Origin of the sequence: Rhodocista pekingensis (assembly GCF_042665545.1) — a bacterium.
GTDB lineage: Bacteria > Pseudomonadota > Alphaproteobacteria > Azospirillales > Azospirillaceae > Rhodocista > Rhodocista pekingensis.
Genome location: NZ_JBHTCM010000004.1, coordinates 95,493 through 117,553 on the forward strand (window position 1 = coordinate 95,493; position 22,061 = coordinate 117,553).

At 68.4% G+C, this 22,061-nt stretch carries 20 protein-coding genes; 14 read left to right on the forward strand and 6 right to left on the reverse strand.

Going from position 1 to position 22,061, the window contains the following annotated elements; all coding sequences use genetic code 11:
- The first annotated feature begins 3 nt into the window (after positions 1 to 3).
- From ACFQPS_RS01035 to ACFQPS_RS01050, 4 genes are all read left to right on the forward strand, one after another.
- Positions 4 to 405: an ExbD/TolR family protein gene (locus ACFQPS_RS01035; protein WP_012566023.1), complete on the forward strand. Its 402-nt coding sequence runs from the start codon at positions 4 to 6 to the stop codon at positions 403 to 405.
- Positions 406 to 433: 28 nt separating this feature from the next.
- A complete protein-coding gene (locus ACFQPS_RS01040; protein WP_377355691.1) occupies positions 434 to 1,045 on the forward strand; it encodes an energy transducer TonB in 612 nt (203 codons plus the stop codon).
- A 13-nt stretch (positions 1,046 to 1,058) separates the two neighbouring features.
- Positions 1,059 to 2,408 carry a hypothetical protein gene (locus ACFQPS_RS01045; protein WP_377355692.1) on the forward strand — a complete coding sequence of 450 codons (1,350 nt, stop codon included), beginning with the start codon at positions 1,059 to 1,061 and terminating at the stop codon, positions 2,406 to 2,408.
- Between the two features lie 286 nt (positions 2,409 to 2,694).
- A complete protein-coding gene (locus tag ACFQPS_RS01050; protein ID WP_377355694.1) occupies positions 2,695 to 3,510 on the forward strand; it encodes a class II glutamine amidotransferase in 816 nt (271 codons plus the stop codon).
- A 12-nt stretch (positions 3,511 to 3,522) separates the two neighbouring features.
- On the opposite strand, the gene ACFQPS_RS01055 is transcribed toward ACFQPS_RS01050, so the two are convergent.
- Positions 3,523 to 5,679, reverse strand: a complete 2,157-nt coding sequence (locus tag ACFQPS_RS01055) for a TonB-dependent receptor (RefSeq protein ID WP_377355696.1) — start codon at positions 5,677 to 5,679, stop codon at positions 3,523 to 3,525.
- Positions 5,680 to 5,753: 74 nt separating this feature from the next.
- Positions 5,754 to 6,089: a DUF1491 family protein gene (locus ACFQPS_RS01060; RefSeq protein WP_012566028.1), complete on the reverse strand. Its 336-nt coding sequence runs from the start codon at positions 6,087 to 6,089 to the stop codon at positions 5,754 to 5,756.
- Between the two features lie 82 nt (positions 6,090 to 6,171).
- On the opposite strand from ACFQPS_RS01060, the gene surE reads away from it, so the two are divergent.
- Positions 6,172 to 6,948 carry a 5'/3'-nucleotidase SurE gene (gene surE / locus ACFQPS_RS01065; RefSeq protein WP_377355697.1) on the forward strand — a complete coding sequence of 259 codons (777 nt, stop codon included), beginning with the start codon at positions 6,172 to 6,174 and terminating at the stop codon, positions 6,946 to 6,948.
- A gap of 67 nt (positions 6,949 to 7,015) precedes the next feature.
- Here surE and msrA read toward each other — a convergent pair whose 3' ends face one another.
- From msrA to ACFQPS_RS01080, 3 genes are all read right to left on the reverse strand, one after another.
- Positions 7,016 to 7,675 carry a peptide-methionine (S)-S-oxide reductase MsrA gene (msrA, locus tag ACFQPS_RS01070; protein ID WP_377355699.1) on the reverse strand — a complete coding sequence of 220 codons (660 nt, stop codon included), beginning with the start codon at positions 7,673 to 7,675 and terminating at the stop codon, positions 7,016 to 7,018.
- A gap of 89 nt (positions 7,676 to 7,764) precedes the next feature.
- A complete protein-coding gene (locus ACFQPS_RS01075; protein WP_377355701.1) occupies positions 7,765 to 9,126 on the reverse strand; it encodes a DUF6745 domain-containing protein in 1,362 nt (453 codons plus the stop codon).
- Positions 9,127 to 9,145: 19 nt separating this feature from the next.
- Positions 9,146 to 9,478, reverse strand: coding sequence for a hypothetical protein (locus ACFQPS_RS01080; protein WP_377355702.1), 333 nt, complete (start codon positions 9,476 to 9,478; stop codon positions 9,146 to 9,148).
- Positions 9,479 to 9,754: 276 nt separating this feature from the next.
- Here ACFQPS_RS01080 and ACFQPS_RS01085 point away from each other — a divergent pair, with 276 nt between their 5' ends.
- The 6 genes from ACFQPS_RS01085 to rfbA all read left to right on the forward strand — a co-directional run bounded on the left by ACFQPS_RS01085 (position 9,755) and on the right by rfbA (position 17,823).
- Positions 9,755 to 10,243, forward strand: a complete 489-nt coding sequence (locus ACFQPS_RS01085; protein ID WP_377355703.1) for a hypothetical protein — start codon at positions 9,755 to 9,757, stop codon at positions 10,241 to 10,243.
- 108 nt (positions 10,244 to 10,351) lie between these two features.
- Positions 10,352 to 12,001 (forward strand): efflux RND transporter periplasmic adaptor subunit, encoded by a 1,650-nt coding sequence (locus ACFQPS_RS01090; RefSeq protein ID WP_377355704.1) that lies wholly within the window; start codon positions 10,352 to 10,354, stop codon positions 11,999 to 12,001.
- 9 nt (positions 12,002 to 12,010) lie between these two features.
- The gene (locus tag ACFQPS_RS01095; RefSeq protein ID WP_377355706.1) at positions 12,011 to 15,130 is read left to right on the forward strand and encodes an efflux RND transporter permease subunit; all 3,120 of its coding nucleotides are present in this window, start codon (positions 12,011 to 12,013) and stop codon (positions 15,128 to 15,130) included.
- A 53-nt stretch (positions 15,131 to 15,183) separates the two neighbouring features.
- Positions 15,184 to 15,672 carry a hypothetical protein gene (locus ACFQPS_RS01100; RefSeq protein WP_377355708.1) on the forward strand — a complete coding sequence of 163 codons (489 nt, stop codon included), beginning with the start codon at positions 15,184 to 15,186 and terminating at the stop codon, positions 15,670 to 15,672.
- A 190-nt stretch (positions 15,673 to 15,862) separates the two neighbouring features.
- Positions 15,863 to 16,954, forward strand: coding sequence for a dTDP-glucose 4,6-dehydratase (gene rfbB / locus ACFQPS_RS01105; RefSeq protein ID WP_377355709.1), 1,092 nt, complete (start codon positions 15,863 to 15,865; stop codon positions 16,952 to 16,954).
- Positions 16,951 to 17,823 carry a glucose-1-phosphate thymidylyltransferase RfbA gene (rfbA, locus tag ACFQPS_RS01110; RefSeq protein WP_377355712.1) on the forward strand — a complete coding sequence of 291 codons (873 nt, stop codon included), beginning with the start codon at positions 16,951 to 16,953 and terminating at the stop codon, positions 17,821 to 17,823. The genes rfbB and rfbA overlap by 4 nt, the downstream gene beginning before the upstream one ends.
- Here rfbA and gmhB read toward each other — a convergent pair.
- Positions 17,795 to 18,370: a D-glycero-beta-D-manno-heptose 1,7-bisphosphate 7-phosphatase gene (gene gmhB, locus ACFQPS_RS01115; protein ID WP_377355713.1), complete on the reverse strand. Its 576-nt coding sequence runs from the start codon at positions 18,368 to 18,370 to the stop codon at positions 17,795 to 17,797. The genes rfbA and gmhB overlap by 29 nt on opposite strands.
- 253 nt (positions 18,371 to 18,623) lie before the next feature.
- Between gmhB and ACFQPS_RS01120 the strand changes: the two genes are divergently transcribed.
- The 3 genes from ACFQPS_RS01120 to ACFQPS_RS01130 all read left to right on the forward strand — a co-directional run bounded on the left by ACFQPS_RS01120 (position 18,624) and on the right by ACFQPS_RS01130 (position 22,058).
- Positions 18,624 to 19,454 (forward strand): ABC transporter permease, encoded by an 831-nt coding sequence (locus ACFQPS_RS01120; RefSeq protein ID WP_377355715.1) that lies wholly within the window; start codon positions 18,624 to 18,626, stop codon positions 19,452 to 19,454.
- Positions 19,444 to 20,841 (forward strand): ABC transporter ATP-binding protein, encoded by a 1,398-nt coding sequence (locus ACFQPS_RS01125; RefSeq protein ID WP_377355716.1) that lies wholly within the window; start codon positions 19,444 to 19,446, stop codon positions 20,839 to 20,841. Before ACFQPS_RS01120 ends, ACFQPS_RS01125 begins: the two co-directional genes overlap by 11 nt.
- A gap of 77 nt (positions 20,842 to 20,918) precedes the next feature.
- The gene (locus ACFQPS_RS01130; protein WP_377355718.1) at positions 20,919 to 22,058 is read left to right on the forward strand and encodes a DegT/DnrJ/EryC1/StrS family aminotransferase; all 1,140 of its coding nucleotides are present in this window, start codon (positions 20,919 to 20,921) and stop codon (positions 22,056 to 22,058) included.
- The last annotated feature ends 3 nt before the right edge of the window (positions 22,059 to 22,061 follow it).

Consider the following 22,061-nt stretch of genomic DNA (forward strand, 5'->3'; position numbering starts at 1 on the left):
TCCATGCGAGCAAAGCGCCATGCGGGTGGGGAAGAGCCGGAGATCGACCTGACCCCGATGCTCGACGTCGTCTTCATCATGCTGATCTTCTTCATCGTGACGGCGTCGTTCATCAAGGAAGCGGGCATCGACGTCTCCCGCCCGGACGCGGTGACCGCCGTGGTCCAGGAACGAGCCAACATCGTGGTTGCCGTCACCGAGAGCGGGGAGGTGTGGATCAACCGCCGTCAGATCGACCGGCGCGCGATCCGGGCCAACATCGAGCGTCTGCACGCCGAGAATCCCCAGGGTGCCGTCGTCATCACCGCCGACGAGAAGGCCGATGTCGGCCTGATGGTCGAGGTGATGGATCAGGCCCGTCAGGCGGGCGTCTACAACGTCTCGATCGCCGCGGACCAGAAGTGATCCCGGGTTCGCGGAGGAGGGCAAGGCCATGATAGCGCGCTACGCTACTGCGCTGCTTGCCGCGATCCTCGTTACCCTCGCCCTGTTCTGGCTGATGCAGTACCTGATCATCGGCCAGACGGCGAAGTTGGACGAGTCGGCACGCGTCAAGCTTATCGACTTCGTCCGTCTGCAACGCGACACGCAGACGGAGACGAAGGAGCGCAAACCACCTGACCGGCCGCCGCCGCCGGAAACGCCGCCGGAGCCGCCGAAGATGTCGGCCGATCCGACGGCCGCTCCCAGCGGCAACGCGGTCAACATCGATCCCGGTGCACTGAACACCGGTCTCGACATCGCCGGGCCCGGGGCGATGGCCGTGGCGGATGCGGAAGCCATTCCGCTCTTCCGCATGGCCCCGCAGTATCCCGAGCGTGCCGCGTCCCGCGGCATCGAAGGCTACGTCGTGATGGAGTTCACCATCAACGAGACGGGCGGTGTGGAGAACATCAAGGTCATCGAGGCCAACCCGCCCGGTTATTTCGAGCGGTCGGCCGTGAAGGCCATGGAGAAGTGGAAGTACAAGCCGAAGATCGTCGACGGGAAGCCCGTGAAGCGCCACGGCGTCCAGAACAAGCTGACCTTCGAATTGCAGAAGTAGGGAGAGGGGAAGCATGACGATGGATCACAGGCACGCTTCCTCCCGCCGCCGCCGCTGGCTTGCGGCTCTGCTGCTCGGCCTGCCCGTGGCCGTTGCCGGCGTGTCCGGCACGGCCTATGCGCAGCGTGCGGCCGGCGACGATCAGAAGACGGAGCAGGAAGACGCCGCGAAGAAGGGTCAGGTCCTGACCGAGCGGACGTTCAAGCAGGTGACGGAGGCCCAGAAGGCCATCGAGGAGAAGCGCTACGCTCAGGCGCAGCAGATCCTCGACGGCCTGCTGAAGGGTGAGCTTCAGCCGTATGAGCGGGCGATCGTCCTCCAGACCATGGGCTACGTGTTCACGGAGCAGGACAACTACCGCCGTGCCGCGGAGATTTTCGAGCAGGCTCTTGCCCTCAAGATCCTGCCCGAGGCCCAGCAGCACAGCCTGCTCTACAACCTCGCCCAGCTCTACATGGCGACGGACCAGTTCCAGAAGTCGCTCCAGAAGTTCAAGGAGTGGTTCGCCGTCGCGCAGAACCCCCAGGCTGAAGCGTATGTGGCCTACGCCAACGTCTACGCCCAGCTTGAGGACATGCGCAGTGCCATTCCCCTCATGGAAAAGGCGATCTCCATGTCGCCCAATCCGAAGAAGGAATGGTACGATTTCATCCTGGGGCTCTACTTCGAAACCAAGCAGTTCACCAAGGTGGCCGACACCCTGGAACTGCTGATCTCCAGGTATCCGAAGGAGAAGCGCTACTACATCCAGCTCGCCGGCATCTACTCCGAGATCAAGAAGGAGAAGGAGACGCTGGCTGTCATGGAGCTGGCCTACAAGGCCGGTCATCTGGACAAGAGCGAGGAGCTGGTGCAGCTCGCCCAGCTCTGGATGTATCACGACGTTCCCTACCGGGGCGCCCTGCTGCTCCAGACGAACATGGAGAAAGGCCGGATCAAGGGGACGAAGGAGAACTGGGAGCTTCTCGCCAACGCGTGGATCGCGTCGCGGGAGATTCCCAAGTCCATCGATCCGCTGCGTCGTGCCGCCGAACTGTCGAACGACGGTGAGGGCTTCATCCGTCTGGCCCAGGCCTACCTGGAACGGGAGGACTGGAAGAGTGCGGTGGATGCTCTGGAGAAGGGCATCGCCAAGGGCGGGCTGAAGAACCAGGGCAGCGCCTTCCTGCTGGAAGGTGTCGCCAGCTTCAACCTGAAGGACCTCGACAAGGCCGAGCGTGCCTTCACCCGGGCGGCGGAGTTCTCCAGCACGGCCCGGACGGCCCGGCAGTGGCTCACCCATGTGGAGAAGGCCCAGCTTGCCGAGCAGGAGAAGGCCGAGCAGGCGGCGGCGGTGACGCCGGCGTCCGCGCCGCAGCCGTAAGGTCGGGGGCGCGGCGACCCTCCGCCGCGCCGCCGCACCCGTCAGGTGCCGGTCCCGGTTCCCGGGGCCGGCACTTTCTTTCAGGGCATCCCCCACGGCTACCGCCCCATGGCCCCGCGCAGGGCTGGGATGGCATCTTCACAGGGCATCTCCGCGCAACGATCCATCAGGATCGCCACGCCGTCCTAAAAGATCATCGCCGTTGCCCTTGTTCCGACAGGATCGGCTGTCTAACCTCCGCGGGCGGGTGCCGTCCGGGACCCGGTGTCGGGAGCAGGGGATCATCATGTGCCGATGGCTCGCCTACGGGGGCGACCCGATCGCCATGGACACGTTGCTGTTCAGGCCGTGCAACTCCCTGATCCGGCAGAGCCTGTATGCCCAGCGGGCGCCGGCGCCGACGAACGGCGACGGGTTCGGCCTGGGCTGGTACGGCGCCATCGAGAAGCCGGGCCTCTACCGCGACACCATGCCGGCCTGGAACGACGCCAACCTGCGCTCGCTGGCCGAGCAGATCCGCTCGCCCCTGTTCTTCGCGCATGTCCGCGCCTCCACCGGCCCGGCGACGGCGCGGCTGAACTGCCATCCCTTCCGCTACGGCCGCTACCTGTTCATGCACAACGGCCAGATCGGCGGCTGGGCCGAGGTGCGGCAGGAGATCGAACGCAGCATCCGCAAGGAGCTGTACCGCTACCGCGAGGGCTCGACCGACAGCGAGGCGTTCTTCTACCTGCTGTTGGGCAACGGGTTGGCCGAAGACCCGGAACGCGCCTTCGCCCGCACGGTCCGGCAGGTGACGGACATCATGCGGGCGGAGGGGGTGGCGGACCCGTTCCGCATGACCGCGGCCGTGACGGATGGCCGCCGCATCCATGCCGTGCGCTGGTCCAGCGACGGACGCAGCCCGACGCTGTTCCACGGCAATGGCGGCCGCATCGACTGCAAGGGAGCGATGGTCGAGTTCGGTGACGGCGGCGGCTGCACGATCGTGCTGTCCGAACCGCTGGACGAGGATGCGGCACACTGGACCGAGGTGCCGGAAGGCAGCTTCCTGACGGCCGAGGGCGGCCGGGTCGCCGTCAGCCCCTTCCATCCGCGCTGACCGGGCCGGACCTCAGAAGCGGACTTTCCCGCTGAGGAAGACCTCCCGCGGCGGCTGCGGGAAGGCGGCATAGGGGCCGTCATTGTCCGCCACCACCAGATTGACCTCCCGGTCGAACAGGTTGCGCACGGTCAGCGTCAGCTCCAGCGCCGGCAGCGGCGTCCAGGTCAGCGCCGCGTTCCACAGGGCGTAGCCGCCGGAACGCACGCTGTTGGCGCTGTCATAGGCATAGTCGCCGGACAGGTCCACCCAGGCCCGCGCCTCCAGCCCCAGGCTCTCGATTGCCTGGGTCAGTGCCACCCGGCCGGCATGCCGCGGTACGCCGGCCACGTCCTTGCCGCTGAAGTCGAAGGGCCGGCCGGTATCCGGTTCCAGATAACGGTTCTCGGTCCAGACCGCGTCCGTCAGGCCGTAGGTCAGGTCCAGGGACAGCCCCTCTACCGCGTCGGACAGGTCGGCCAGCACCTCGACCTCCAGCCCGCGGCTGCGCTGCCGGCCGGTATTGATGGTCCGCGCCGTGCCGTCCACGGGCAGAAGCTGCAACAGGTCCCGGCGCTTCAGCCGGTAGGCGGTCATGGTCGCCACCAGACGCCCGTCCAGCAGGGCGCCCTTGATCCCGGCCTCGACGTTGTCCGCCAGTTCCGGCGCCAGGCCGGTGTCGCGGCTGCGGAAGGACCAGACCGGCCCGAAGCCGGGGGAGAAGCCGGCGCCGTAGGCGGCATAGACGCTGAGATCGGTGCCGACGGCCCAGGTGACGGACGCCTTGGGGCTGACCCGCTGGTCCGCGTCGCGCACCGTCTCCACCGGATCGGGTCCGTAGCCGCTGCCGCCCGGGCCGTAATGGACCCGGCGGGAGAAGCGGTCGAAGCGGCCGCCGCCGGCCAGCGTCACGGGACCCAGGGTCCATTCGCCCTGGAGATAGGCGCCGTAGGTGCTGCTGCGCGCGTCGGCGTTCAGCAGGGTGTCGCTGCGCCACGCCTCCGGATCCACGGGACGGCCGGTCAGGATCAGGCGGCGCTGGGCGTAGAACAGGTCGGCGAAGTCGAAGCTGCCGCTCCAGGTCTCCACCGGCCGGCTGTCCACCTGTTCGGCGCTCGCCCCGCCCAGCAGCCGCAGCGGCCCGCGCTGCCAGTCGAAGGACTGTTCCGCGAAGGCTGTGCGGGTTCTGTTGTCCACCCGGAAACCGGTGAAGGTCACCGCATCGTCGCCGGGTTCGAACCGCTTGAAGAAGCCCTGCAAGGCGCTGGTCAGGCTGCGGCGCGCGTGCAGCCGGGTGGTCAGGGACAGGCCGGGGGCCGCCTCCGCCTCCAGGATCGCGGTGCCGGTCAGCATGCGCTTGTAGAAGCCGGCGTCGTCCTCGTTCCAGTTGCCCTTGCGCCCACCGGGCAGCGGTACCAGGGCACCGTCCGCCGTCACCGGCAGCTCGCCCGCCAGCCGCTGCGCCTGATCGACCCAGGTGGCGGTCAGCGACAGCCGGCCCCACTCCGCCAGATCCAGCCGGTGCTTGGCGAACAGGCTGTCCTGACGCCTGCCGGTGCGGTCGCGCCAGCCGTCGCCGCGCTGCACCTCCCCGGTCAGCAGCAGCGCGCCCCGGTCCAGGGTGGGCGTCTGCACCAGTGCTCCGACCTGCCGCCAGCCATGGCTGCCGAACCCGGCCTCGGTCTCGGCGCGGTCCTCCGTCCCGACCTCGCGGGTGATGTAGTTCAGCGTGCCGGCGATGGCGCCGCGGCCGTACAGCGCCGACATCGGGCCGCGGACCAGATCGACCCGGCCGATGGCGGCGAAGGGGAGCTGCTCCAGGTCGCCCTCGTCATCGCCGGTGACGAAGGGAACGCCGTCCATCATCACGACCAGCGTGTCATTGTGGACGCGGTTCGGCACGCCGCGGATCACGAGGTCGGTATAGGTGCCCTGGTCGTTGCTCCGCAGCACGACGCCCGGCAGGCCGCGCAGTTCCTCCCCGATGAAGCGGGTCTGCTGCCTCTCGAATGTAGTGCGGTCGAGGGTGGAGACACTGGCCGGCACGTCGCGCAGCGCTGCCGGCCGCCGTGTGGCGGTGACGACGATCTCGTCCAGCGGCGACGGCTCGGCCGGCGCGGAACGGGGCAGGGCGAGCAAGGCAAGGGCGGCGAGGGCCGCCCCTGTGAGGGAGCGGGAACGGTTCGGCATGGCATCGGCACGGTCGCGGGATGCGCGGGTTTACGCCATCCTGGCCGCGAATCAAGGGGCAGAAAGGTCAGGTCTCAGAACGTGTGGCCCTCGAAGGGATGCTCGCCCGTCCGGCTCTCCACCTCGACCACCCAGAGGTCCGGGTCGCGCCTGATCTGGCGGGCGACATACTCGTCCGCCTCGTGCTCGTCCACCTCCGCACCGTTCAGCCCGGCCAGCCAGCCCAGCCGGCCGTCCAGGTCGCGGCTCTGGCTGAACACCTTGGCGCGCCGGCCCGGCAGGGCGAGCTTCAGCACGACCATCCCGCTTTCCGGCTCGCCCTTGCGGACCACATAGGCCGGGATGCCCTCGGCGCTGCACCGCCAGAGATGGGCCTGGACCCAGAGGGCGGTATTCAGGCGTTCGCTCACGGGGATGCTCCCAAGCCTCGACTCCCGGTGCCGGATCGGCTTTCCTGGCAACCGTCCGCAGACAGCACGAGAGGCACCGTTGATGCAAGCCCGCTCCGCCCGCCGCTTCGCCCGCGCGCTCCTGACCAACGACGACGGCATCGACGCACCGGGCATGGCGGCCCTGGCCCGTGTCGCCCAGGAACTGGCGGAGGAGGTCTGGATCGTGGCGCCGGAGCACGACCAGAGCGGCATGTCCCGCGCCATCAGCCTGCACGATCCGCTGCGCCTGCTGGCGAAGGGGGAGCGCCGCTTCGCCGTCACCGGCACGCCGGGCGACAGCGTGATCGTCGGCCTGCGCGAGGTGCTGGCCGCCACCCCGCCCGACATCGTGATCTCCGGCATCAACCGCGGCGCCAATCTGGGCCAGGAGGTCGCCTATTCCGGTACGGTCAGCGCGGCCCTGACCGCGAAGCTGCTGGGCGTGCCGGGCATTGCCTTCAGCCAGGCGTTCCGGGACCGCGAGCAGGTCCGCTGGCATACGGCCATGGCGATGATCCCGCGGGTGTTCGAGGTGCTGGACGGGCGCGGCGGCCTGCCGGAAGCGGTGCTGAACGTGAACTTCCCCGATGTCGAACCGGAGGAGGTGACGGGCTTCGAGTTCACCCGGCAGGCGCAGGGGAACATCGTCGCCATCGACACGGAACGGCGGACCGATACCCGCGGCATCGACTACCGCTGGCTTGCCTTCCGCCGTGCCGTCTGCGACCAGCCGGAGGACAGCGACATCGCCGCCCTGCGTCGCTGCGCCGTGTCGCTGACCCCGCTGGGCTTCGACTTCACCGACACCGCGGCGCTGGAGGCGCTGCGCCGGCGCTGAGGCCGGGGACGCTGACGCCGGGGCAGGGCGGGCAGGGCAGGCGGAACCCGCCGCTGCCCGTCCGCCGTCAGTCGGCGGCCACGCCGGTCGGCAGCGGGCAGCTCACGCCCGTACCGCCCAGGCCGCAGTAGCCCCAGGGCTTCTTGTGCAGGTACTGCTGGTGGTAGTCCTCGGCATAGTAGAAGGTCGGGGCCTCGCGGATTTCCGTCGTCACCGCGCCGTATCCCTGGGCCGTCAGCCGGCCGGCGTAGCTGTCACGCGACGCCGCCGCCAGCCGGAGCTGTTCCGGCGTGGTGGCGTAGATGGCGGAGCGGTACTGCGTGCCGACATCGTTGCCCTGGCGCATGCCCTGCGTCGGGTCGTGGTTCTCCCAGAACACCTTCAGCAGCTCGGCGTAGCTGACCGCCGCGGGGTCGTAGACCACCAGCACCACCTCGGCATGGCCGGTGCGGCCGGTGCAGACCTCCTCATAGGTCGGGTTCGGGGTGGGGCCGCCGGCATAGCCCGCGGCGGTGCTGTAGACGCCCGGAACCTGCCAGAACTTCCGCTCCACGCCCCAGAAGCAGCCCATGCCGAACACCGCCGTCTCCAGGCCGGCGGGGAAGGGCGGCTTCAGCGGATGGCCGTTGACGGCGTGGACATTGCCCACCGGCAGGGGCTCGGCCCGTCCGGGCAGGGCATCGGCAGCGGTCGGCAGGTTCTGGCTGGGGGACCTGAACAGGCCCATGATGCTCATCCTCCATAGCGACAGGACCCCGGGGAGTCCGGCCCCAGCGATATGGGGGAGTGCGGCCCTGGCTCAAGCGCAAAGCCTGCTCACGTCTCCACCGACGGCGCATAGAAGGCCGGCGCCAGCCCGAAGGTCCAGGCCACGCCCTCCCGCGGATAGCGGGTGTGCGGCGGCACCCGCAGCCAGTACACCTTGTGGCTGCCGTCCGGCTCGGGCGTGCTGTTGATGACCCGGACCATGGTCAGGGGCTCACCGTCGAACTGCTCGGCGCGCCACAGCTCGCCATAGGAATCGCGGCAGACCATGTGTCCGGCCTGCTCCATCACCCGTTCGGGTCCGTACCGGGCCAGCAGCGCCCGCCGCACGCCCGGATCGGGTTCGTCGCGGATCTGGGCCAGCGTGAGGGTTTCGGGCGCGAACAGAATGGCCGGATCGCCGGCGAAGCGCCCTTCCACGGCGAACAGGGCGCAACCGTCGCGCCAGACCACAGCCGGCCCGTCCATACGATGGAAGCGCCCGCGGTCGTCCAGATGCACCTCCACCGGGGGCTCCAGCGCTACGGCAAGGCGCTCGAAAGTCCAGACGCAGTCCACATGGCGGACGAGGGCGGCGAAGGTGGCCAGCCGGCCGCGCGGTCGGCCCGGTCCCGCCGTCTCCTCCGGCTCGGTTATCTGGTTCCGCAGCAGACGGTCCAGACCGTAGTAGATGAGCGGGGCGACGAAGCTGGGCGGGGCGGCCATCGCCATTACCCGCACATGGTCGGGCAGCCGTTCTCCTGCTTCGCCCAGGGGGAACCAGGTGCGCGGCCGGCCGCCCCCCTCGTTCAGGGCGCGCTGGAAGGCGCGGCTGAGCTTCGGTCCGACCGTCCGGCCGCTGCGCGTCGATACGGCCACCGACGGTCGTGGCGGCCGCATCCCCAGTGCGACGATGCCGGGCAGGGCGATGAAGCCGGCCAGAAACCACGAGAGCGGCATTCCGTCTCCCTGATCGTGGAAGGCGAGCGCCGCCAGGGCGACCACCAGGGCGATGGCCGGCAGCACACGCATCTTCCAGTCCGCGGCGGCCCGCGGACCGGGGGAGCCCAGAAGCAGGATCGTATGCGCCCACAGGGCGCTGAGGCAGAGCACCAGGGCGACGGCCGGCAGACCCGACAGCACCTCCCGCCCGTCCGTCGGCAGGGCCGGCAGTGTGGACAGGGTGAACGGCAGCAGGAGCGCTGCCGCCACCAGTCCCCAGGGCCACCACCGACGCCACCCGATCCGGGCGAGGATCGCCTGGGCGTCCCGGGGACCCCGGGCCCAGACGATGCGTCCGGGGGGCGGCAGGCCGGAGACACAGTAGGCGTCGGCGATGGCTCTCTCCGCCGCGTCGCGGTCGAGGGGGATCTGCCAGGTCAGCCGCCGTTTCCACTCGGCAAGGGCTTCCTGGCGGTGCTGCGCGTCGGACATCGTGCCGGCCGCTGCCGGGTCAGTCCGCGATCGCGCGGGGCAGGGCCCTTGGCTGGTACTCACGCTGGCGCACCACCTCATAGGTGCCCGGCGGCACCGGGATGGCATCATGCTCCTCGTGCGACAGGGCGACGGGATCACCGCCATGGACCTGGATGAAGCCGCGGCCCGATCCGTCCTCGCGGAAATAGTGGACCCGGCTGCCGGGCATCGCATGGGCGTGGCCGGTGACCTCGCCATAGGCCAGGACGACGCGCCCGCCATCCAGGGCGGCGGGCTTCACGGACGTGGGCAGCGAGTTGACCGCAACCAGGAGAACGTCGCCCTGGCGGTACTGGGCGGGCATGAACATGACGGGCCTCCATATCCATGAGGGGCGGTGGTCGCATGTCCTGCCGTGACGGTGCGGTCTCTCGTCCGGACCTGCACGGCCTGACGGTTCTGCAACAGCGTACCTCAAGGAGGATCGCGCCCGCGGGCGGCATCGTACAGGACCCGGGTGGGGGAGGGCTCCCGGGGTACTCACTCCGCGCCGGATGCATCGTGCCGGCCGACACGGGGCTTGCCAGGAAGGTCTGACCGGTCCAATCTGCGCACCCTTGTGACGCATGATCGGAACGACCGCGGGATGAGGCTTAGGAACGGACTGGCACGGCTGCTGGCAGGCGGGGGGCTTCTTGCCCTGGCTGCGCTGCTGCTGCTCGCCCCGATCCCGGCCCTTGCCCATATCGGCCACGCCCATGCGGAAGCCGGGGGTCATCTCCGGGTGCAGGATCACCACCTCCATGGGGCTACCGCTTCCCTGCCCGCGGTCGATGCGGGGGAGGCGGTCCGGCCGGCCGGCCATGACCAGCCGGCAGCAACTGCTGCGGTGCCATGCGATCCGGGCCATGCCGCCGGTTCGCCGGCGTCCGCGCCGGCCTGCCCGGACGGGCACGATCCCTCGGCCCCGTGCTGCCTTGCGCACTGCATCGCCTCGCACATGACGGGCATGCCGGTGCTGGCTGTCCTTGCCGGGCCGAGCGTCCGGGCGATGCCGCTGCGTCCCGCGGCAGATCTCGGCCACGCCGGCATCGGCCATACCCCGCCCTGCCCGCCGCCGCTCCACGCTGCCTGAGCTGGCGGCTGCCCCGGGTCACAACCTGGGGTTCTGCTGTCCGCCTCCGCGTCGGGACCCCTTTGCGCGTCCCGGCTGTCCCCGTGCTGCGGACGGAACGGTTTCCCCATGCTGCGATCTTTCCGGCGCGTCTTCCGCGCCTGCTTCCTGCTGTCCCTTCTCGCCCTGCCCGCCGTCGTTGCGGCCCATGAGGGCCATGACGATGCCCCGCCCCCGGCAGCCGGCCCCGCGCCGGTGCCGACCCTGGAGGCGACGGGCAGCGACGTCGAACTCGTCGCCGTGCTCAAGGCCGGCCATCTGATCCTCTATCTCGACCGCTACGCGACCAACGAGCCGGTCATCGGTGCCGACGTGAGCGTCAGCATCGACGGCGGCGCCGAGGTCCGGCCCGAGGCGCTGCCCGACGGTTCCTACCTGCTGGAGGCGGAGGAGCTGCACGGCCCGACCCACGAACTGGTGGTGACGGTCGCCGCCGGAGACGTCTCCGACCTGCTGATCGGTTCCCTGGCCGTGCCGGAAGCGGCCGATGCAGACGACGACCATGATGCGCCGGTTCTGCCGGGCTGGCCCCTGCTGCTGGCGGCCTTCGCCGCCGGGGTGGCTGCCACGGTCCTGCTGGCGGTGCTCGCCGGCCGCCGCCGGTCGGCCGGTCTGGCCGCCGTCCTCCTGCTGGGCGTCGTTCTGACGGCATCCCTCCCGGCCGCAGCGCATGAGGGCCACGACCATGGTGACGAGGGCCCGGTCCAGGCGCTGCCCGACCAGCCGAGGCGCCTGCCCGACGGCAGCCTGTTCGTGCCCAAGCGCACGCAGCGCCTGCTCGGCGTCCGCACCCTGCCGGCGGAGATCACCCGCGCCCGCAGCAGCCATTCCCTGGTCGGCCGGATCATCGCCGATCCCAACGCCTCCGGCCGGGTCCAGGCCAGCGAGGTCGGCCGGGTGGAGGCGCCGGAGGACGGGCTGCCCTATGTCGGCCAGAAGGTCGAGGCCGGGCAGGTCCTGGCCTACATCGTTCCGGCCATCGCGGCGGGGGAGCGGGGCACGCTGAGCGAGCAGATGGCCTCCATCGACAAGGAGATCGTCGTCGCCCGCCAGCAGCTCGACCGTCTCAGCCGCCTGAAGGGCACCGTCGCCCAGAAGGAGATCGACGACGCCAAGGCGGTGCTGGCCGGCCTCCAGCGCCAGCGCAAGGCCCTGTCGCCGGTACTGGAGGTGCGCGAACCCCTGCGCGCGCCCGTTTCCGGCATCATCGCCGCGGCGGATGCCGTGCCGGGACAGGTGATCGACGACCGCGACCAGACGGTGCTGTTCGAGATCGTCGATCCCGGCCGGCTGCTCGTCGAGGCGGTCGCCTTCGATCCTGCGGCGGCGCAGGACATCGTCGCCGCCACCGCCACGGGCGACGACGGCGCGGTGCTGAAACTCGGCCTGCTCGGCACCGGTCCGGCCCGCCGCGGCCAGGCCGTACCCCTGCTGTTCCGGGTGGAGGCCGGCGGGGAAGGGAGGCATCCCGGTGCCCCGGTGCGCGTCCAGGTCTCCGGCACCGCGCAGGTGGAGGGCATCGTGCTGCCGCGTGAGGCGGTGGTGCGCGGCCCGGCCGGCCTGCCGGTCGTCTGGGAGCATGTCTCGCCGCAGCGGTTCGAGCCGCGCACCGTCCGCTACCGTCCGCTGGACGGCGCCAGCGTGCTGGTCGAAGCGGGGCTGGAGCCCGGCAGCCGCATCGTCACGGCGGGCGCCGCCCTTCTGACCCAGGTGCGGTGAGGGCGGATCATGTTCACGACCATCGTCGCCACCAGCCTGCGCAACCGCGTCTTCGTGCTGGCCGCCGCTGCCCTGCTGATCCTGTTCGGGGCGTTCACCCTGCGCACGCTCCCGGTGGACGTGCTGCCCGACGTCAATCCCCAGACCGTCACGCTGATGACGGAGGCGCCGGGCCTTGCCCCGGAGGAGGTGGAGCAGCTCGTCACCTTTCCGCTGGAGACCACGCTGAACGGCATGCCGGGGGTGACCCGGGTGCGCTCCGTCTCCGGCGTCGGCCTGTCCGTGGTCTATGTCGATTTCGACTGGGGCTCGGACGTCTTCCGCAACCGCCAGCAGGTGGCGGAGCGGCTGACCCTCGTCGCGTCGCAGCTTCCCGAAGGGGTGGTGCCGCAGATGGGGCCGATCAGCTCCATGATGGGCGAGATCATCCAGGTGGCGATGGTTTCGCCGGACGGCAGCGCCAGCCCGATGCAGGTGCGCGAGACGGCGGACTGGATCGTCCGGCCGCGCCTGCTGGCCGTCCCCGGCGTCAGCCAGGTCATCCCCATCGGCGGGGAGGTGCGGGAATACCGCGTCGCCCCCGACCCTGACCGCATGGCCCTCCTGGAGATCGGCGCCGACCGGATCGTGGCCGCGCTGCGCCGCTTCGGCAGCAACGGCGGCGGCGGCTTCGTGGATCAGCGGCAGTCCGAGTACCTGATCCGCGGTATCGGCCGCAGCACCGACCTGGAGGATCTGCGCGCCCTGACCGTGGATGTCCGCAACGGGCTGCCGGTGCCGCTGTCGCAGGTGGCCGCGGTGGATTTCGCCCCGCGGCTCAAGCGCGGCGACGCCGGCATGAACGGCGCCCCGGCGGTGATCGTCTCCGTCATGAAGCAGCCGGGCGCCGACACGGTGTCGCTCTCGCGGGAGATCGAGGCGGCCCTGGCCGAGCTGGCCCCGACCCTGCCGCCCGGCATCACGGCGGACACGATCCTGTTCCGCCAGGCCGATTTCATCGAGACCTCCATCGCCAATGTCGAGCGCGTGCTGGTCGAGGCGGCGGCGGTGGTCACCGTGGTCCTGTTCCTCTTCCTGCTGAACGTGCGGACCACGGTCATCAGCCTGTCCGCCATTCCCGTCTCCATCCTGATCACGGTGCTGGTGTTCGACGCCCTCGGGCTCACCATCAACACCATGACGCTGGGCGGTCTCGCCATCGCCATCGGCGAGCTGGTGGACGACGCCGTGGTGGACGTGGAGAACATCTTCCGCCGGCTGCGGGAGAACCGCGCCGCCGGCAGCCCCCGGCCGCCGCTCCAGGTGGTGCTGGACGCCAGTGCCGAGGTCCGCTCCGGCATCGTCTACGCCACCCTCATCATCATCCTGGTCTTCGTCCCCCTGTTCGCGCTGACAGGGATCGAGGGGCGCTTCTTCGCGCCGCTGGGCATCGCCTACATCGTCTCCATCCTGGCCAGCCTGGTCACCGCCGTTACGCTGACGCCGGTGCTGTCCTACTACCTGCTGCCCCGGATGAAGCGGCTGGAGGCGCACGAAGGCTGGCTGGTGCGCCGGTTGAAGCGGGCCAATGCGCGCCTGCTGGGCTGGTCCTTCGGCCATCCGCGGCTGCTCGCGGGAGCGGCCCTGGTCGCCGTGGCGGCGGCCGCCGCCTCGGTGCCGCTGCTGCCCCGCACCTTCCTGCCGCCCCTCAACGAGGGGACGGTGACCATCGCCCTGACCCTGAACCCCGGCATCTCGCTTGCCGAGTCCAGCCGGCTGGGGGCGCTGGCCGAGAAGCTGGTCCTCCAGGTGCCGGAGGTGCGCTCCGTCGGCCGGCGCACCGGGCGGGCCGAACTGGACGAGCATGCCCTGGGCGTGAACGTCACGGAACTGGACGCCGACCTGGACGATTCCGTCCGCCCACGGGCTGAGATCCTGGCCGACATCCGGGCCCAGCTTGCGGCGCTTCCGGTTTCGGTCAATGTCGGCCAGCCGATCTCGCACCGGCTGGAGCACATGCTCTCGGGCGTGCGGGCGCAGATCGCGCTCAAGATCTATGGCGAGGACCTGGACACGCTGCGCAGCACCGCGGCGGATCTGGAGGCCCGGCTCGCCGGCATTCCCGGCCTCGTCGATCTCCAGGTCGAACGGCAGGTCCGCATTCCGCAGGTGCGGGTGGAGGTGGACCATGAGCGGGCCGCCTTCTACGGCCTGACGCCCGGTGCCGTCACCGACGCGGTGGAACTGCTCTCAGGCGGCAGCGTGCTGTCGGAGATCGTGGACGGCAGCCGCCGCTTTTCCCTGGTGCTGCGCCTGCCGGAGGAGCAGCGGACGGCCGAGGGGCTGCGCCGGCTGCTGCTGGACTCGCCTTCGGGTCCGGTGCCGCTGTCCGCCGTGGCCCGCATCGAGGAGACCGACGGTCCCAACGAGATCCAGCGGGAGAACGGCAAGCGCCGCATCGCCGTGCTGGCGAACACGGACGGCGAGACGGACACCGCCGCCATCGTCGCCGCCATCCGGTCGGTGGTGGCGCAGACAGCGCTGCCGCCCGGCACCTTCACCAGCCTGGAGGGCACCTTCCGCTCGCAGGAGGAGGCGACGCGGACCATCGCGCTGCTCTCCGCCGTCTCGCTCTCGCTGATCTTCCTCGTGCTCTACAGCCGCTACCGCTCGGCGGCGCTGGCCCTGATCATCATGGGCAATGTGCCGCTGGCGCTGGTCGGCAGCGTCACGGCGCTCTGGCTGGCCGGTCAGCCGCTCTCGGTGGCCAGCATGGTGGGCTTCATCACCCTGACCGGCATCACCACCCGCAACGGCATCCTGAAGATCAGCCACTACATCAACCTGGTCCTGCACGAGGGCGAGGATTTCGGCCGGCGCATGATCCTGCGCGGCAGCCAGGAACGGCTGGTGCCGGTGCTGATGACGGCGTTGTCCGCCGGGCTGGCGCTGCTGCCGCTCCTGGTCGGGGCCGATGCGCCGGGCAAGGAGATCCTGCACCCGGTCGCGGTCGCCATCTTCGGCGGCCTGATCAGCGCCACCCTGCTGGACGCCGCCCTGACCCCCGTCCTCTTCCACCGCTTCGGGCGCACGGCCCTGGACCGCCTGCTGGCGGACCGGGATGCCACGCGCACGGCCGAAGCCTACTGACCCTTTCCGCTCCGTCCGTTTCCACGCTTTCCTTGATCGAAGGAGACACGACCATGTCCATCCGTCCCCGGCGTTTTCCCCGGCAGCTGGCCGCTGCCGCCCTTCTGCTCACGGTCGCGGCCCTGCCGCTTCAGGCCCTGGCGCACGGCTCGCCCATCGGTCCGCAGGGCGGCCGGCAGGTGCATGCCGGCCCGATGCATGCCGAACTGCTGCTCCAGGGCCGCGAGGTGACCCTCAACATGTACACGATGCAGGACGAGCCGATCCCAACCGACGGCGGGGAGGTCGCGGTGACCCTGCTGGCCGGCGGCCGGACCGAGAAGGTCGTGCTGGCGCCGGCCGGCGGCAACAGCTTCCGCGGCACCCTGGAGGTCGAGCCGACCACCGACGCCAAGCTGGTCGCCTCCATCCGGCTGGCCGGCAAGGGCGCCGTCCAGGCCCGCTACGACCTGTCCACCCGGCCGGAGGGGCTGGCCGATCCAGACAGGGATGCCGACGGGGACCACGACGATCATGACGGGGACCATCACGGGCACCATTGAGGCAGCCTGATTAAACGCAGTCCGCGGGACGCTGCGGCCGGCACCGGAAACGGGCCGGCCGCGCCACGGCCCCCCAGCCGGGCTCAGGCCCTGTGCGGCTTCCGCCTTGACCATCGACGGCCGATGAGGCAATCGGGACCTTCCTTCGGCCCGGCCCAGCGGTCGGGTCTTTTTCGGGATGAGTCAGATCGTGAAGCTGATCGTCACCGGAGGGGCCGGGTTCATAGGCTCCTGCGTGATCCGGACCCTGATCCGGACGACCGAGATATCGATTTGTAACGTGGACAAGCTGACCTATGCGGCCAGCCCTGAAGCCCTGGCCGAGGTGTCAGGCAGTCCGCGTTACCGTTTCGAGCAGCTGGACATCTGCGATGGTCCCGGACTGGCCGCGCTTTTCGAGCGCGAGCAGCCGGATGCGGTGATGCATCTGGCTGCCGAGTCGCATGTGGATCGCTCGATCGACGATCCCGCGGCCTTCATCATGACCAACCTTGTGGGCACCTACGCGCTTCTCGCCGCATCGACCGCCTACTGGCGTGGGCTGCCTGACGCGCGCCGCGCATCCTTCCGTTTCCACCATGTTTCCACCGACGAGGTCTACGGAAGCCTGGGCGATGTCGGGGCCTTCACGGAGACGACGCCCTATGCGCCGAACTCTCCCTATTCTGCCAGCAAGGCGGGATCGGACCATCTGGCAAGGGCGTGGTTCCACACCTACGGCCTGCCGGTGCTGGTATCCAACTGCTCCAACAACTATGGCCCCTTCCAGTTTCCGGAGAAGCTGATCCCCCTGATGATCCTGAACGGGATCGCCGGTCGTCCGCTGCCGGTCTACGGCAGGGGGTTGAATGTGCGGGACTGGCTGCATGTGGAGGATCACGCCCGGGCGCTCTGGCAGGTGCTGACCCGGGGGCGGCCCGGCGAGTCCTACAACATCGGCGGCAACGCCGAGCGGCGGAACATCGACGTGGTTCACGCCATCTGCGACCTGCTGGATGATCTGGTGCCCGATCCGCAGGGGTCCAGGCGGCGGCTGATCACCCATGTCTCCGACAGGCCCGGCCACGATCTGCGCTACGCCATAGATGCGTCCAGGATCCGTCGTGATCTGGGGTGGAGCCCGCAGGAGACCTTTGAAACCGGATTGCGCGCCACGGTGGAATGGTATCTGGCGAACGAAGCGTGGTGGCGGCCCATCCTGGATCGCCGCTATGCCGGCCAGCGGCTCGGCCTTGCCGGAGCGACCGCCCCCGCGGGTGAAGTGCAGGAGAAAATGCCGTGAAGGGAATCATCCTGGCGGGCGGTTCGGGGACCCGGCTCTATCCGGTGACCCAGGTGGTGTCCAAGCAGCTCCTGCCTGTCTATGACAAGCCGCTGATCTATTATCCGCTTTCCGTGCTGCTGATGGCCGGGATCACGGAGATCCTGGTCATCACGACGCCGCAGGATGCGGGGTTGTTCAGGGCTCTGCTGCAAGACGGCAGCCAATGGGGCATCCAGATCAGCTACGCCGAGCAGCCAAGGCCGGAAGGGCTGGCCCAGGCGTTCGTGATCGGGCGGGATTTCGTCGGCCAGGACAGCGTCTGCCTTGTCCTGGGCGACAACATCTTCTTCGGCCAGGGGTTGGCGCCGATGCTGCAAAGGGCGGCGGCCACGACGGACGGTGCCGTGGTCTTCGCCTATCATGTCAGCGACCCCGAGCGCTACGGCGTGGTCGATTTCGACGAGTCGGGCCGGGTTCTGGCGATCGAAGAGAAACCGGCTGTTCCGAAATCCAACTACGCCGTCACCGGACTCTATTTCTACGATAACCGGGTGCTCGATATTGCTGCCGGTATCCGGCCGTCGGCGCGGGGCGAGTTGGAGATCACCGACGTCAACCGTTGCTATCTTGAAATGGGGGCATTGAAGGTCGAGCGGATGGGAACGGGGTTCGCCTGGCTGGACACGGGCACCCATGAGAGCCTCCTGGACGCATCGCAGTTCGTGCAGACCCTGGAGAAGCGGCAGGGCGTCAAGGTTGCCTGTATCGAGCAGATCGCCTTTGAACGCGGCCTGATCACGGCAGACCATCTGGTCGAACTGGCCCGGCCGCTCCTCAAGAACGAGTACGGCCGTTTCCTCATGCGGGTGGCGGAGGGGATGCTGTAGGCCCGTCCCCGGTTTCCCGGCCAAGCAGCGCGCCGACGAACTCCGACAGATCGCCGCCGGTGAAGAGATGGCCGCGGATGCCGGCCGCCTCTGCCGCGTGAACGTCGCGCAGGTGGTCCCCGATCAGGAAGCTCCGCGCCCTGTCAACCGGCCAGCACGCGCACAGGTCGAGCAGCATTCCCGGTTCCGGTTTGCGGCAGCGGCAGGCTGTGCGGTAGGCCTGGACGGTTCCGTCCGGGTGATGGGGGCAATACCGGAAGTCATCGATCCTCGCCCCCTGCCGCGCCATTTCAGTCTGCATCCAGCGGTGCAGCTTCTTGACCTCGTCTTCGGCGTAGAGACCCCGGGCGACCCCCGATTGGTTGGTTACGACGAAAACAAGGTAGCCCTGATCGTTGAGAATCCTGACGGCCTTGATCGCTCCGTCGATCCACTCCACATCCTCGATCCGGTGAACATAGCCGTGGTCGACGTTCAGCACGCCATCCCGATCGAGAAAAGCCGCCGCCCGCAGCGTTTCCCGCAGCGGGCTCCTGGTTCCCGTCATTCCTCTTGATCTCCCCGCACCCGGCTATCATGTCCGTATGCGTTCTCCACCGAATCGGCACCCTGGTGCAACCGGGTCGAGCGGAGGCGGAGAACGGGCTTGAAGCGGCCGGGGTGTTGCTCCATAACCCCGGGCGGATGAGGGGCTGGCATACGTTCCACGGGGCGTCGGAACGGACGTTGCCCGTTGGCAGGTGGTCTGACCGGTATCCGGAGACGGCCTCCAACGGGGCGTAACCACAAAGCAGTAGCAGATGGTCATTGCCCTTCTTCGGAATCCACAGACGCTTCCTCGTCTTCTGTCGCGCCATTCCAGCCTGTTCCTGTCCCTGCTTCGCCGTCGGATCGCGGAACGGTACCGCGAGACATGGTTGGGGCTCGCCTGGGCCTGGATCGCGCCGTTGCTTCTGCTCGGCGCCTACGTGCTGGTCTTCGGCGTGCTGTTCTCCCCCCGGGTCGCCACCGGAGCACATCCTGATCGGCTCGCGGACTTCGCGCTCATGCTGTACTCCGGGGTCCTCCTCCATGGTCTTCTGGCCGACAGCCTGACGCAGGCCCCGGCCTGCATCGTGAGCAATTCCAATTTCGTGAAGAAGGTGGTCTTCCCGCTTGGCCTGCTGCCCTTGGTGCAGGTCGGCAGCGCCACCGTTCATCTGGCCCTGGGACTGGTCATTCTGGTGCTGGCCGCGGGGATGCTGGGGACCGGGGGATTCCAGGCGACCATGCTGCTGTTGCCTTTTACCGTCGCGCCGCTTGTGCTCCTGTGCTGCGGTATTTCCTGGGCGCTGGCCGCTCTTGCCGTCTACATCCGAGACATCGGTCAGTTGAGCAGTTTCCTGTCTACGCTCCTGATGTTCCTTTCCCCCGTCTTCTTCCCGCTTGCAGCCGCGCCCGAGGGATTACGGAGCGTTGTCGCGCTGGGGCCTCTGGCCGCGCCGATCGAGGCGACCCGCGAGGTGCTGCTACAGGGACGGGCTCCGGACTGGGGAAGTCTCGGCATCTACTCGGTTGCCGCGCTGCTGACTGCGCTGGGCGGACTGACGCTGTTCCGCCGGTCGCGTCGGGGGTTCGCCGATGTCCTCTGAACCGGTCATCCGAGCGAGCGGTCTGTGCAAGCGGTATCCGCACTATGACCGGCCATGGGATCGTCTGCGCGAACTGTTCGGCGGCCGCGGGCCGTCCAGCCATTTCAGCGCATTGGATGATGTCTCCTTCGAAATCGGGCGGGGGGAGCAACTCGCCATCATCGGTCGGAATGGAGCCGGGAAATCCACGCTCCTGCAACTTCTGTGCGGGACCTTGACCCCGACAGCGGGTCTTCTGGAGGTTCGTGGACGGATCGCGGCGCTGCTCGAACTGGGCGCAGGTTTCAACCCGGATTTCACAGGGCGTGAGAATGCCTTGTTGAATGCCCAGCTGCTCGGGCTGACGCGACAACAGGCGCTTGATCGCTTCGAAGAGATCGCCGCCTTTGCCGAGATCGGCGACTTCCTCGACCGGCCCGTGAAGACCTATTCGAGCGGCATGTTCGTCCGTCTGGCGTTTGCCGTCGCTGTGCATACGGACCCGGACATCCTGATTGTCGACGAGGCGCTTTCCGTAGGGGATGCGTTCTTCCAGGCGAAGTGCATGGCCAGGATGCGCGACATGATCGAGTCCGGCCTGACCGTGATCTTCGTCAGCCATGACCTGAGCGCCGTAAAGTCGGTCTGTAGCCGTGGGCTTTATCTGGAGAGGGGGCGGATCCGCGCGGCGGGGCCGATTGATGACGTGGTCGAATGCTACGTCAATGACCTCTTCACGGAGCGGCAGGCGGGACTGGCGGGGCGCACCGGTCTGGTGCAGGGAGCACCGGCAAGTCCGTCTGACGTGGTGGATGCCTCCTCGGATTCGGCCGGGGGGCCACAGGCCTGCCCGCCTCCCGGGGTGCAGGCGGAATTCGAGAGGCTTGCCGCGTACAATCGGGTCAGCAACGGCCGGGCGGATTTCATCTGCATCGGGCTGTTCGACGATGCTGACCGGCCCGTCGCCTTCGCCGGTTATGGCAGCCGGATCATCCTGCGCATGTGGCTGGTCGCCCGGGCGGAGATCCCTGAACTCCTGCTGGGCGCGCATGTGCGGAACACCACCGGCCTCGACGTGCTCTACACCGACACGATCGTCGAAGGGATTCCGATCAAGAACCTGGTTCCCGGTCAGGAACTGGTGGTGGACTGGGAGTTTCCCGCCGACCTGGCGGAGGGACGCTACACCATCACGGCCGTGGCCTCGGAACCGGTCGATCTGGAAAACTCCGTGGTCGATTTCTGTGACTACGTTCCGATCGCGGCCCAGATCGAGGTGGGACGCCGTCCGGGATCCCCGCTTTATGGCTGTGCACGTCTTCCGGCGGTGATCAGGGTCACCGGCGCGGCACCGACGGACAGAGCGGAAGCGGACGAGGAGCCGTTGACCCTAAGGTCAACGGCCTGATCTGTATCCCGACCCCTGGCGCGGCGGGGGTCCCATCCGGCAAAGTCGCGCATCTCCGCGATCCAGGCAGAGTCGTCATGGCGAGAACTCCGCAGCCGTTTTCGGACCCGATCTATGTCACCCGGCCCATGCTGCCTCCTCTGGCAGACTACAATTCCCTGCTGGAGACGGTATGGGATTCGGGTTGGCTCACCAACGGAGGCCGGCAACATCAGGAACTGGAGCGGGCGCTGTCCGCCTATCTCCGGGCTCCCCATCTGAGCCTGTTCAATAACGGCACGATCGCGCTGATCGTCGCCTGCCAGGCCCTGGGCGTCTCGGGTGAAGTGATCACCACGCCCTTCACCTTCCCGGCGACCCCCCATGTCCTGTCCTGGAACAACGTGACGCCGGTCTTCTGCGACGTCGATCCGGAAACCCTCTGCATCGATGCATCGCGGATCGAGCGTCTGGTCACGGGGCGGACCAGTGCCATCCTGGCGGTGCATGTCTATGGGATTCCGTGCGCGGTCGAGGCCATCCAGCAGGTCGCGGACACCTATGGCCTCAAGGTGATCTACGACGGTGCGCATGCCTTCGGAAGCGAGATCGACGGGCAGCCGATCACGGATTTCGGCGACATCACGATGCTCTCGTTCCACGCCACGAAGCTGTTCCATACCGCGGAGGGGGGGGCTCTCGCGGTCAGGGACGAGAAACTGAAGAAAAGAATAGATCTTCTGAAAAATTTTGGAATCAAAAATGAAGAAGAAGTCATTCTCCCTGGTATAAACGGAAAGATGAATGAGCTTCAGGCCGCCTTGGGATTGCTGACGCTGAAGATGGTGGAGGAAGAGAGAAGGGAGCGATCCCGCATCGCTGCCGTCTATCGTGAGAGATTGTCGCGGCTTTCCGGTGTGCGTTGCGTCGCCGTTCCGGAGAACGTCCGCGACAGCCATCAGTATTTCGTGATCCGGGTTGATGCGGCGGTGGCAAGATTGACGCGCGACGAACTTTATGAGCGTATGCGTGATTTCAATGTCTTTCCGCGCAAATACTTCTACCCGCTCTGCTCAGAATATAACTGTTACCGGTCCCTGCCGAGTGCCGCGCCGGAGAACCTGCCCCAGGCGCATCGCGCCGCTCGGGAGGTTCTGTCCCTCCCTCTCTTCAGCGCTCTCGGGACGGACGGTGCCGCACGGATCTGTGACATCCTCGATCATCTTCTCGCCGGCTGAATC